The sequence below is a fragment of the Janthinobacterium sp. GW822-FHT07H11 genome, from assembly GCF_058798615.1.
Genome location: NZ_CM179507.1, coordinates 1,715,290 through 1,727,606 on the forward strand (window position 1 = coordinate 1,715,290; position 12,317 = coordinate 1,727,606).

General features: G+C 62.4%; 7 protein-coding genes. 3 read left to right on the forward strand and 4 right to left on the reverse strand.

Going from position 1 to position 12,317, the window contains the following annotated elements:
* Positions 1 to 272 precede the first annotated feature (272 nt).
* From AC3RCJ_RS07610 to AC3RCJ_RS07620, 3 genes are all read left to right on the forward strand, one after another.
* Positions 273 to 2,897: a TonB-dependent receptor gene (locus tag AC3RCJ_RS07610; RefSeq protein WP_492960469.1), complete on the forward strand. Its 2,625-nt coding sequence runs from the start codon at positions 273 to 275 to the stop codon at positions 2,895 to 2,897.
* Between the two features lie 203 nt (positions 2,898 to 3,100).
* Complete coding sequence (locus tag AC3RCJ_RS07615; RefSeq protein WP_492960471.1) at positions 3,101 to 5,800, forward strand: TonB-dependent receptor; 2,700 nt, start codon at positions 3,101 to 3,103, stop codon at positions 5,798 to 5,800.
* Positions 5,801 to 5,909: 109 nt separating this feature from the next.
* Positions 5,910 to 7,031 (forward strand): acyltransferase family protein, encoded by a 1,122-nt coding sequence (locus AC3RCJ_RS07620; protein WP_492960473.1) that lies wholly within the window; start codon positions 5,910 to 5,912, stop codon positions 7,029 to 7,031.
* A gap of 2 nt (positions 7,032 to 7,033) precedes the next feature.
* Here AC3RCJ_RS07620 and AC3RCJ_RS07625 read toward each other — a convergent pair whose 3' ends face one another.
* From AC3RCJ_RS07625 to AC3RCJ_RS07640, 4 genes are all read right to left on the reverse strand, one after another.
* Entirely contained in the window at positions 7,034 to 8,230 is a 1,197-nt protein-coding gene (locus AC3RCJ_RS07625; protein WP_492960475.1) for a DUF5009 domain-containing protein, read from the reverse strand.
* An 85-nt stretch (positions 8,231 to 8,315) separates the two neighbouring features.
* Entirely contained in the window at positions 8,316 to 9,632 is a 1,317-nt protein-coding gene (locus AC3RCJ_RS07630) for a tetratricopeptide repeat protein (RefSeq protein ID WP_492960477.1), read from the reverse strand.
* Between the two features lie 161 nt (positions 9,633 to 9,793).
* Positions 9,794 to 10,927, reverse strand: a complete 1,134-nt coding sequence (locus AC3RCJ_RS07635; RefSeq protein ID WP_492960479.1) for an ABC transporter ATP-binding protein — start codon at positions 10,925 to 10,927, stop codon at positions 9,794 to 9,796.
* Positions 10,928 to 10,941: 14 nt separating this feature from the next.
* Positions 10,942 to 12,273: an MFS transporter gene (locus tag AC3RCJ_RS07640; RefSeq protein WP_492960481.1), complete on the reverse strand. Its 1,332-nt coding sequence runs from the start codon at positions 12,271 to 12,273 to the stop codon at positions 10,942 to 10,944.
* Between the last annotated feature and the right edge of the window lie 44 nt (positions 12,274 to 12,317).

The following is a 12,317-nucleotide window of genomic DNA, read 5'->3' on the forward strand; positions in this document are numbered from 1 at the left end:
ATACGGGTAACAGCAGGATTCTTTCGAAGTGGTCTGTGTGATTCAAACAACGTTATAAAAAAAATGTAGCAACTGGTAGTGCTCTGGTATTGGATAGTAGTATATTGGCGTTGAATTGGTTTTGTAAGTGGTTGTGCCGAAGGGTCTGCAGGCAACCGGCGAGAGCGGGGGACTGGAAAGAAGACCTACGTTAAAAATGAAAAGGTTCCAATCCTGGAGCCAAAATCAAGGGGGAGTACATGAAACGCAATTTGACACTTGCAGCTGCCGTAGTGAAATCCGGATCGCGTAGCCGTACGCCGATCGCCACGGCCGTTGCCGTGCTGGTCGCTGGTCTGGCTTTTTCGGCGCAGGCGCAAGAAGCACCGGCCGAGGATGTCGCCACCGTGACGGTGACGGGCGTGCGTGCATCGCTGGAGAAATCGCTGCGGCAAAAGCGCAATGCCGATTCCGTGGTGGAAGTGGTGACCGCCGAAGATATCGGCAAGATGCCTGACCGTAACGTGGCCGACGCGATCCAGCGCCTGCCAGGCGTGAATACCCAATCGTCGGCCGGCGGCGAAGGCGGCTTCGGCGAAAACGACCGCGTCAGCCTGCGCGGCACCAGCCCGAGCTTGCAGCAAACCCTGTTCAACGGCCACGCCATCAGCACCGGCGACTGGTTCGTGCTGAACCAGTTTGGCGGCAACGTGGGCCGCAGCAGCAGTTTTTCCCTGCTGCCATCTGAGCTGGTGAGCTCGGTGGTGGTGAAAAAGAGCGCCACTGCCGATCTGGTGGAAGGCGGCGTTTCCGGTGCGATCGACGTGATTACCCGCCGTCCGCTGGACTTCAAGAACAAGCTGACCGCCGAAGGCTCGATTCAGGCCAACTACAATGACCTGTCGGAGAAAACCCAGCCGCAATTCTCCGGTATGGTGAACTGGAAAAACGACGACAATACCTTGGGGATCATGGTTCAGGGCTTCTCGCAAAAATCGGAAGTGCGTCGTGATGGCCAGGAAATCCTCGGTTACACGGCGATTGCCGCCGACAAGGCTGCCGCCAAGGCGCATCCTGACCTGGTGGGCGTCCTGGCTCCGACCTTCATCGGCGCGAGTTTCTTCCAGCAAAAGAAAACCCGCGAAGGCGGTGCATTTGACATCGAGTTCAAGCCGAACAAGGATCTGACGCTGGATTTGAATGGCTTCTATTCGCAATTGAAGGCGCCGCATTCGAACACCAACCATCTGGCCGCGCCGAGTGGCTCGATTAACGCGGGCATGGTGCCGACTTCCTACACGGTGCGCAATAACACGCTCGTGGCGGCGAACTTCAAGCAGAATGCCGGCGAGGTCGATAATATTTATCGTCCTGACGCAGGCGGTGAAACGTACTACCTCGATTTCAACTTCAAGTACCGTGCCAGCAAGGACCTGACCTTTACAGGCAAGCTGGGCAAGACCCACGGCGTGGGCTACGACCGTGACGATGTGTACTACCAAAACAAGGTCGATGGCGGCATGAACTATGCGCTCAATGGCATGAGCCCGGCTACCGTTTCCTACCCGGGCGGCACGACTACCGCGCCATTGGGCACGGCATGGATCGGTGGCGGGGAATCGCAGTCGGTCGACAAGGAACTGTATACCCAGATCGATGGCGAATTACGCCTGTCAAACGGCATATGGGATTCCATCAAGTTTGGCGCGCGCTTCACTGACCATAAACGTACCGCCGAGCATCCGTTTGAAACGGGTCCTGGCGCGACGGGCTTGAACAGTGCCGGCCCGATCTGGAACGGTACGCAGTATCCGAGCAATTTCGGGTCCAACCTGGGCGGTAATTTGCCGACCAACTATTTCCGCTATGACGGTGATGCCTTGGCAAAATGGGCGGCGATTCCGGGCAACCGCAATCCTGACCGCGTAGCGCGCCACAACTGGCGCGATGAATTCAAGCTGCAGGAAAAAACCCAGGCGGTCTATGGCATGGCCAATTTGGCTGGCGATGACTGGAGCGGTAACTTCGGCGTGCGCGCAGTCCATACCAAGCAGTCCACCACTGTCAATTCCAGCGGTGGTCCGATCACGGGTTCCGCGTTTGGCGCCTACTCGCAAAACACCTTCGAGCGCACCTATAACGACTTCCTGCCGAGCGCCAACATCAAGTTTGATGTCAACCGCGATCTCGTTGTGCGCGCGGCCTTGGCCAAGACCATTGCGCGTCCCGACTATAGCGCGCTGGGCGGTGCGGTATCGCTGAACGAGGATTCCCTGAGTGGTACCAAGGGCAACATCAACCTCAATCCTGTGCGTTCGAACAATGCCGAAGTCAGCGCCGAGTGGTATTTCGCGCCAAAATCGGCGGTCTCGGCCGGTATTTTCTACATGGACTTGACTTCGATCGTGGCGCAACGTAACGTCAACGCGACCTATTTCAATACCAAGGTCGGTGCTGACAGGGTCTTCCAGGTGACCGAGTCCTACAATACCAAGGGCAAGAACAAGGGTATCGAGTTGAGCTATCAGCAACCGGTGCTGGGTGACTTCGGCGTACTGGCCAACTACACCTATGCCGATGGCAAGCTGAACGATGGCAGCGAATTGCTGAACGCGTCGAAAAACACCTATAACCTGACCGCTTTCTACGAAGCACACGGTTTTAGCGCGCGCCTGGCTTACAACTATCGTTCGGCTTACAAGGCGGGCGTGGACCGTGGCGCCAGCCAGCACGTCGACGACAGCAGCACCCTGGCAGGTTCGCTCAACTACAAGATCAACGAGCACTTCACGATCACGTTCGATGCGCTTAACCTGACCAATGAAACCATCAAGATGTACGCCGAAAACAAGGATCAGCCACGCGCTTTCTACAGCAATGGCCGTACCTTCTACCTTGGCCTGCGCGGCAAGTTGTAAGCAAGACGATCTGGCCTGACGCGTCCGCGTCAGGCACGGTCTTCCTCGGTCTTTTCAAGGCAAGTCCCGGTACCCGGGGGCTTGCCTTTTTTTTCGGCGCCGCTGCCGGTCGCTGTCCCGTTCTGCCTCACCCCGTCGTTTGCCGTCTGTACTCATCCATAAAACCGTCGCCCAGCGCGGCGGGCACCTATAACGAGGAGTCTATGAACAGTCGTTTGCATCCCGTATTACATCCCATCGCCGCCGCTGCCGCTTTGTTGTCCATCAATATGGCGGCACAGGCGCAGCAAGCCCCCATGCAGGAAGTCGTCGTCACCGGCATCCGCGCCTCGCTCGAGCAGTCACTGAGCCAGAAGCGCAACAGCGATTCCGTGATCGATGTCGTCAGCGCGGAAGACATCGGCAAGCTGCCCGACAAGAACGTCGCCGATGCCGTGCAGCGCGTGCCGGGCGTCAACATTTCCTCGTCGGCCGGCGGCGAAGGCGGCTTCTCGGAAAATGACCGGGTGAGCATCCGCGGCACCAGCCCCAGCCTGACGCAAACCCTGATCAACGGCCACGCCGTGGGCACCGGCGACTGGTTCGTCACGGACCAGGTGGGCACGGTGGGACGCAGCGTCAGCTTCGCCTTGCTGCCGTCGGAAATCGTCAGCCGCGTCACCGTGCAAAAAAGTGCGCAGGCGGACCTGGTGGAGGGCGGCGTGGCCGGCTCCATCAATATCGAGACGCGCAAGCCCCTGAGCTTCAAGCAGCCGTTTACGGCCGAGCTGGCCGTGCAGGCCATCTATGCGGACTTGCCGGGCAAGACGGATCCGCAAATGAATGCCCTGTTCAACTGGAAGAACGAGGCGAAGACCATGGGCGTGCTGTTCCAGGTGTTTTCCGAGAAGCGCCACGAGCGCCGCGACGGCCAGGAATTCTTCGGCTATGGCGCCATCGACGCCAACAGCCCGGCCGCGCAAAAGCATCCGCAACTGGCCGGCGTGCTGGCGCCGCTGGGCATCAACTCGGCCCTGTTCGAGCAGGTGCGCAAGCGCCAGGGCGGCAGCCTGGACCTGCAATTCAAGCCCAGCGCTGATTTGATGCTTGATGTTAACGGTTTTTATTCGAAACTGGATGCGGCCAATTACAACCGCAGTTTTTATAACCAGCCGGGCGCCAACCTGAATGCCGTCGACAATGACGGCAAGCACGTGGGCGTGATTCCCAGCACGTTTACCATCAAGAACAACACGCTGGTGGCGGCCGATTTTCCCGCGTCGCAGTTTCCTGCGGCCAATGCCAGCACGCCGTACAACGGCCAGCTGTATCCGGCCCTGGTCGACCAGATCTACCGCCCCGGCTCGAACTCGTCGACCGCGTATGTCGATGTCAACGGCAGTTACCGCGCCAGCGAGCGCCTGCGCATCACGGGCAGCCTCGGCTACACGCGCGGCATCGGCGAAACGCCCGTCGACCTCGGCTACGAGGCGGGCCTGACGGGCGTGGGCGTGTCCTACCAGCTCAACGGCCTGTCGCCGGCCAGGCTGCAGTTCCCCGGCCTCGACATTTCCAGGCTATCGAATGCGGTGACCGCCTCGGCCTGGGGCTCGCACGTGGAAACCCTGGATACGGAAAAATACGGCCAGGCCGATGGCGAATTGAGCATGGATTATGGCGTGCTCGAATCGCTGAAGTTCGGCGCCCGCTACGCGGAGCACCATCGCAACGTGTCGTGGCCGGAAAACCGCAGCTGCGCCGTGTGCGACGGCACGACGAAGGCACCCTTGCCAAAGTGGAATGGCGGCACCTATCCCGGCGATTACGGCAAGGGACTGGGCGGCAATGCCCAGGGCCGCTACTGGCAGCTCGATCCGGCCGATCTGGTGGCGTGGGCTAATAAATACGACAATTCGGGCGGGCCGAACTCGCGCAACTGGCCGGCCGAGCTGGACGTGAAGGAAAAGGATAGCGCGGCCTACATCATGGCCAACCTGGCGGGCAACAAGTGGCGCGGCAATGTGGGCGTGCGCGTCGTGCGCACGCAGCAGACGACGGTGACGAACGTGCCGGGCGGCGAAAAGCCCATCGGCCAGGAGAATATCTTCGGCACGTATACGCCCACCACCGTCCGGCATAGCTATACGGACGTGCTGCCCAGCGCCAACATCAAGTTTGACTTGAGCAAGGACCTGGTGGCCCGCGCGGCCGTGGCGAAAACCATGGCGCGCGCCGACTACAGCGCCCTGGTGGGGGCCGTCAACCTGAACGACCAGTTGCTGACAGGCACGGGCGGCAATCCGGACCTGAAACCGATACGTTCGACCAACTACGACGCCACGCTGGAATGGTATTTCGCGCCGAAGGCCATGCTGTCCGTGGGGGCGTTTTTCATGGACATGAAATCGTACGTGACGTTCGGCACGGCGCCCGTGAGCTATTACAATAATACCTTCAAGAAATTCAACACCTATGTGATCCAGTCGCCGACGAATATCGGCGCCAGGAACAAGGGCGTGGAACTCAGTTACCAGCAGGGCTTGTGGGGCGGTTTCGGCGTGGTGGGCAATTACACCTATACGAATGGCAAGGCGGACGATGGCGCGGCCGTGGTGGGCAGCTCGCGCGGCACCTACAACCTGGAAGGCTATTACGAGGACGAGCGCCTCAGCGCGCGCCTGGCCTATACCTACCGTTCCAGCTTCCTGGCCGGTCTGTTCAGCAGCTCGCCCCAGTATGTGCATGGCGTGGGCAACCTGGCCGCCTCGCTCAACTACAAGATCGACGAACGCTATTCGCTGACCTTCGACGTGCTGAACCTGAATAATCCGGTGCTCAAGTATTACGGCGCCAACCAGGACCAGCCGACGGCCCTGTATTCGAATGGCCGCCAGTTTTACCTTGGCCTGCGCGCCAAGCTGTAGTGGCTAAGGCCTGACCCAAGCTGCTGCGACGGTTTTGTCAGGCGTCGTCGTTTTTCAGGCCTTCCGCCACAAGCGGCGGGCCTGCTTTTTTTATTTGGAATTGTTGGACATGACTATTGCACCTCAACGCTACCTCGCCCTCGACGTCCTGCGCGGCCTGACCGTCGCCCTGATGATCGTCGTCAATACCCCGGGCGACTGGGGCGCCGTGTATGCGCCGTTTTTGCATGCTGAATGGCATGGATTTACCCTCACGGACCTGGTGTTCCCCAGCTTTCTGTTTGTCGTCGGCAATGCGCTGGCCTTTGCGCTGGGCAAGTATGAACACCTGGGGCACGGCGCCGTGCTGGCCAGGCTGTGCCGGCGCAGCGCCCTGATCTTTCTATTGGGCTTTTTGCTGTACTGGTTCCCCTTCTTCAAGATCGACGACGCGGGCCAGTTCGCCTGGTCGCCGCTGTCGCACACGCGCATCCCCGGCGTGCTGCAGCGCATCGCCGTGTGCTACCTGGCCGCCGCCCTGATCCTCCATTACTGGAAGACGCGCGGCGCGCTGCTCTTCAGCGCCGGCGCCTTGCTCGGCTACTGGGCCATCCTGGCGACCTGGGGCGACTATACGCTGCACGGCAATGCGCCGGCCAAGCTCGACCTGTTCCTGCTGGGCGACAGCCATCTGTACCATGGCGAAGGCATTGCCTTCGATCCGGAAGGCGTGCTCGGCACCTTGCCGGCCATTGTCAATGTGATCGCCGGCTACCTGGCGGGCAGCTTTGTGCGCCAGGCGGCGCCGGCGCGGCTGCGCTCCAGCCTGGTTCAGCTGGCCGTGGTCGGCGCCATTTGCGTGGCCGTGGCCCTGTGCTGGAACGAGGTGTTTCCAATCAACAAGAAGCTGTGGACCAGCTCCTACGTGATGCTGGGCATCGGCCTGGACTTGCTGCTGCTGGCGTTGCTGATGTTCATCATTGACGTGCGTCAAATGACGGGCTGGACCTACTTCTTTGAAGTCTTCGGCAAGAACACCCTGTTCATTTACCTGGTGTCGGAAGTGCTGGTGATCATCGCGTTTACCGTGCGCACCGGCAGCGGCAATCTGTACCAGTGGCTGTACCGGCACTGGTTCACGGGCTGGGCGCCGCCCCGCGTGGGCTCGCTGCTGTTTGCCGTCAGCTTCATGCTGCTGTGCTGGCTGATCGCCTGCGCCATGGACAGGCGCAAGATCTACATCAAGGTGTAACGCTAGAACTTCAGTGTCAGGCCATGGCGCGTGGCCAGCGCGGTCAAGACCATCATCAGGGCGGTGACGGCGGCCGCATTCCACAGGCCGGCCGCGCCGCCCGTCGCCAGATAAGGCCACCAGAAGCGCGGCAGGTGCAGCACGGCCGCCAGCTGTTCCCACAGGTCGGGCACGATGTAGGCGAACAGGGCATTGGTGCCGGCCGGTAACAGCAGCACGGCCCAGGCGCGCCAGCGCCACACGTCGATGACGATGTAAAACATGAGGAACAGGGCCAGGATGAGGGCGCTGGACACGAGGGTGTAGGCTTCCGTCGCCGCGATCTTGTTGATGTGGTGATACGGCCGCAGCAGCAGGCCGGCCGCCAGCAGGCCCAGCGCGAACCAGGCCATGAAGCCGATGCGCTGGCCATGGCCCAGGGCGGCGCCGCGCAGGAACAGCCGGCCCACCAGGGTACCGGCCAGCACATTGGCCGCCGTCGAACCGAGCACCTGCGGCACGTTGACGACGGCGCGGATGCCTGCCGGCAGAAAATCCAGGCTGCCGGCCGTGCCGCCCATGTACAGCACGATCAGCAGGGAAAACACGCCCATCAGCGCCGTGCCGTTGCCGCCGCAGGCCAGGTACAGCAGGCTGCACAGCAGGTAAGCCCAGCCTATCATGCCCAGGATGCCCCACCACGACGGCTGCAGCCAGGTGCTGGAAAACTCGCTGTTCAATTCCCCGCGAAAAGTTGCCAACAGGAACAGCATCAGCGCGCCGCCCATGGCCAGTTCCCGCTTGCCGGCGCCCTGGCGCCACAGCAGCATCATGGCCACATAAAACAGCAGGAAATACGGCGCGCGCGGCAGCAGCGCCGCCTGCGCATCGTAGCGGTAGGCATTCGCCAGCACCACGCCGGCCAACATCAGGCTGGCGGAGCGCCACAGCAGGCGTCCCAGCAGGGCGGGCGTGACGTGGCCGCAATGGCGCTGCAAGGCCAGCGGAATGGCCATGCCGAGCATGAACAGGAAGCCGGGAAAGACCAGGTCGGGCACGGTGATGCCGTCGGCGCGCGGCCCCGCATGTTCGAGCCACCAGGCGATGCCGGGCATGCCCGCGATGTAGTTGACCCAGATCATGGCCAGTATCACGCAGCCGCGAAAGGCATCCAGGCTGGTCAGGCGCTCGTGCGCGCTCGGGGTCACGGTGGTGGGCATGGCGTGCGGGGGGGAAAGTGGTCGAAAAAAAAGCGGTCCCGACCAGTGCCGGGAACCGCTTGCGTCTGCGCTGGGCAGGCTGGAATTATTTTGCCGCTGCGGCAGGCGCGGCCGCTGCCGTCGCCGGGCGGTTCAGCCACATGATCCAGTAGCGGGCCAGGTCGCCGACGCCGTCGCCGCCCTTGACCGTTTCCAGTACCTTGATCGCTTCATCCTTCTTGCCGGCCATGGCGTAGGAATAGCCGAGGCGCAGCTTGGCATCTTCCGGACGCTTCAGGCCGCCCTTCGCGATGCCCTTCTGGATCAGGTCGATACCTTTGTCGAACTGGTCCATCGTCACATAGGCGTAGCCCAGGTTGATCAAGCCCGTGCCATCCTTGCTTTTCGTGGCCGATGCTTCGCCGCTGGCGATGTTCTTCACGTCATCGGCGGCGGCCTTGTTGGCCTGGTCGCGCAGTTTCTTGTGCTTGGCGGCATTCGCGCCCGTGCCCAGCACGCCCTTGGCATAACCGGCGTCCAGGACTTTTTTCGCTTCCGTGGGGAAGGCATTGACCAGGGCGATTTCCGCCATGTCGCTATAGTCTTCCGGCGACATGGTGCTCACGGCCTGGTTTTGCAGGCGCAGGACATCGAGCGCGAAGCGGTCGGAATAGCCGGCCTTGCCTTGCACGCGGCCCAGCAGGTCGGTCCAGTAGTCGTCGGACGGGTAGTAGCGCACCAGGTTTTCCATGGCGACCAGGTAGGTGGCCGGGTCCTTGCTCTTCGAGCCCGTATTGGCCAGCAATTGCAACTCTTCCAGGGTCGGCTTCTGGCCGGCTTGCTGCTTGGCGTTCAGGTCCGTCGTCAGTTCCTGCTTCGCGCGCGCGAAATCGTTGCTGAAGTAATAGGCGCGGATGATGTAGGGGCGCACGGTGGCCACGTCGCCCGTTTCCGTCTGGTAGCGGGTGAACCATTTGATCGCGTTCGGGTAGTCCTTGGCGTTGTAGTGGTAGTTGGCCAGCGCCTGGATGAAATCGCCCTGCGATTTTTTATCCAGCTTGCCCGATTCGATCACCGCTTCGAGCGCCGTCATGGCCATGGCCGCATTGTTGGTGGTGGAGGCCAGCGCCACGCGCAGGCGGTTGATCACGAACAACTCATAAGGCGTCAGCGCCGGCGTGGCGGCGGCCTGGTCGATGCGGCTTTGCACGTCGGCATAGTTTTTCGCATCCATCGACGCCTTCACGGCCGTCGGGTCAAGCAGCTTGAAGATTTCAGGGCGCACCGTATCGGCAGGGGCGGCGGCAGGCGCGCCGGCGGCGGCCGCAGGTTTCGCGTCCTGGGCGTGCGACAGGGCAGGCAGGACGTTCAGGCCGATGGCGGCCAGGATCAGGCTAAGACGGGCAAGACGGAATTGGGACATGGTCAATCCTTCAATCAATAACAAAGATACACACCGACACTGGCTGCCGCGGCATGGTATGGGCGGCGTCGCAAGGGGGGCAGGGAGTCAAAAAAAACACACATTCTGCCATTCTGCCCGCACAAGTCAAAGGGCGGCAGCATGGTAAACAGCGGCTATTGTCACATAAACGGCTGGGCCGGGGCGCCAACCGTGCGCGGCAGCGCCTGCCCGGCCGCATCGAACAGCAGGCAGCGCGGCGGCGGCAGGTGCAGGCACAGCGCATCGCCGGCCTGGCGCAGCCCGTCCTCGGCCGGCAGCTTGACGGCCAGCATCTCGGACACGCCCGCCACGCTGGCGTAGACGATGGCCACGTCGCCCAGGTATTCGACATGGCTGACGGCCGCAGCGACGACGTTGCCGCCATCGGCCCCAGCGGCGTGCAGGGCCACATGCTCGGCGCGCACGCCCAGGGTCAGCGGGTCGCCGGGCGCCGCGGCCTGGCCATTGGCCGCCACCTCGATCATGGCGCCGCCGGGCAGGCGCACGGCCACCGTGGCGGCGCCGCAGGCGACGGCGACGCAAGGCATGAAGTTCATCTTCGGCGCACCCAGGAAGCCGGCCACGAACAGGTTGCCGGGATTGTTATACAGCTCGTGCGGGCTGCCCACCTGTTCGATGCGCCCGCCGTTGAAGACGACGATGCGCTCGCCCAGGGTCATTGCCTCGACCTGGTCGTGCGTGACGTAGACCATGGTGGTCTTCAGTTCCTGGTGCAGGCGCGAGATTTCCACGCGCATCTGCACGCGCAGCGAGGCATCGAGGTTCGACAGCGGCTCGTCGAACAGGAAGACCTGCGGCTTGCGCACGATGGCGCGGCCGATCGCCACGCGCTGGCGCTGGCCGCCCGACAGGTCCTTCGGCTTGCGCTTGAGCAAAGGCGCGATTTGCAGGATGTCGGCGGCGCGCTCGACGGCGGCGCGCACCTCGGCCTTGCTATGCCCGGCCAGGGAGAGGGCGAAGGCCATGTTCTCGTACACCGTCATGTGCGGATACAGCGCGTAGCTCTGGAAGACCATGGCCAGGCCCCGCTCGGCCGGCGCGATGTCGTTGGCCAGCCTGCCGCCGATATGCAGTTCGCCGCCCGTGATGTCTTCCAGGCCGGCGATCATGCGCAGCAGGGTTGATTTGCCGCAACCGGACGGTCCCACGAAGACGACGAATTCGCCGTCGCCGATATCGAGGTCGATGCCGTGGATGACCGGGTGCTTGTCGTCATACAGCTTGACGATATTCTTTAAAACGATATGTGCCATGAAGTGGTTCTATCCTAGCTGGCGCTGGCTGGCGCTGGTGGGGACTCGGCCTTGGTCAGGTCGGGTTGGTCGGCGGCTTCCTTCGGGCCGATGCGCATGAAGCGCGACAGGACCAGCACGGGCACGGCCGACACCAGCACCCACAGGAAAAACGTCTTGTAGCCGAGCGCCGTCTGGATGTCGCCGCTGATCATCTTGAACAGCACGAAGCCCAGCTGCATTACGCCGGTGGCGAACGCGTAATGGGCCGTCTGGTACTTGCCGACCGAGACCACCTGCATCATGAACAGGATCAGGCCGACGAAGCCGAAGCCGTAGCCGAACATCTCGATGCTCAGCGCGGCCGTGATCAGGGTCAGGTCGGAGGGCATGCTGTGGCTCAGGTAATAGAACACCAGGTTCGGCAAGTTCATGGCCAGTATCAGGAAGAACATGGCGCGCTTCAGGCCCAGCCAGGAGGTGAAGTAGCCGCCGCCCACGCTGCCCAGCAAAAAGGCGACGGTGCCGGCCGTGCCATACACGGCGCCCACTTCCGTCGTCGACAGTCCCAGGCCGCCCAGCTCGCGCGCTTCGCGCAGGAACAGCGGGCCGATGGTCTGCACCTGCGCCTCGCCGGCGCGGAACAGGATGATGAAGGCGATCATGCCCCAGATGCCGGGCTTTTTCAGGAAGTCCACCAGCACGTCCCACAGGGTGCGGCTGATGCCGGCCACGCTCTTGTCGGCCACGGCCGCGTTGCGCACCTGCGGCAGCGACCACAGGTGGTAGGTCGCCAGCGACAGCATGATGGCGCCGATGATCAGGAAGATCACGGACCAGGCGGGCTTGACGCCGATATGCTTTTCCAGGTAGCCGGCCAGGATCACCAGGCCGCCCAGCGAGATGAACTTGCCCGCATTGAAGAAGGCGCCCTGCCAGCCCGCGTAGGCCGCCTGCTGCTTGTCGGACAGGCTGGCGATGTACAGGCCGTCGCAGACGATGTCGTGCGTGGACGAGGCCAGCGCGGCGACGAACAGCACGGCGATGCAGGCGGCGAACCACAGCGGCGTCTGCAGGGCCAGGGCGATCAGGCCCAGGCTCAGGCCACCGGCGAACTGGAACAGCACCACCATGGTCTTCTTGCTGGGCGCCAGCTCGAGGAAGGGGCTCCACAGCGACTTGAAGACCCAGGCAAAGCCGATCAGGCCCGTCCAGCGCGCGATCTGGTCGTTCGGCACGCCCAGGCTCTTGAACATCAGGCCGGCCACCAGGGCCACCGCGTAAAAGGGCAGGCCCTGGGCGAAGTACAAGGTGGGCACCCAGGTGATCGGGCTGCGGGTGCTGTTGCTGCTGCTCTTGTCGTTCATGATGCGTCCTCGGGTGATGGCTGTTGCCGGGCGTGTTGAAAGTG

Coding starts and splice junctions, on each gene's coding strand:
- AC3RCJ_RS07615 (WP_492960471.1), top strand. CDS start 3,101: ATGAACAGTCGTTTGCATCCCGTATTACATCCCATCGCCGCCGCTGCC.
- AC3RCJ_RS07635 (WP_492960479.1), bottom strand. CDS start 10,927: ATGGCACATATCGTTTTAAAGAATATCGTCAAGCTGTATGACGACAAG.
- AC3RCJ_RS07630 (WP_492960477.1), bottom strand. CDS start 9,632: ATGTCCCAATTCCGTCTTGCCCGTCTTAGCCTGATCCTGGCCGCCATC.
- AC3RCJ_RS07625 (WP_492960475.1), bottom strand. CDS start 8,230: ATGCCCACCACCGTGACCCCGAGCGCGCACGAGCGCCTGACCAGCCTG.
- AC3RCJ_RS07620 (WP_492960473.1), top strand. CDS start 5,910: ATGACTATTGCACCTCAACGCTACCTCGCCCTCGACGTCCTGCGCGGC.
- AC3RCJ_RS07640 (WP_492960481.1), bottom strand. CDS start 12,273: ATGAACGACAAGAGCAGCAGCAACAGCACCCGCAGCCCGATCACCTGG.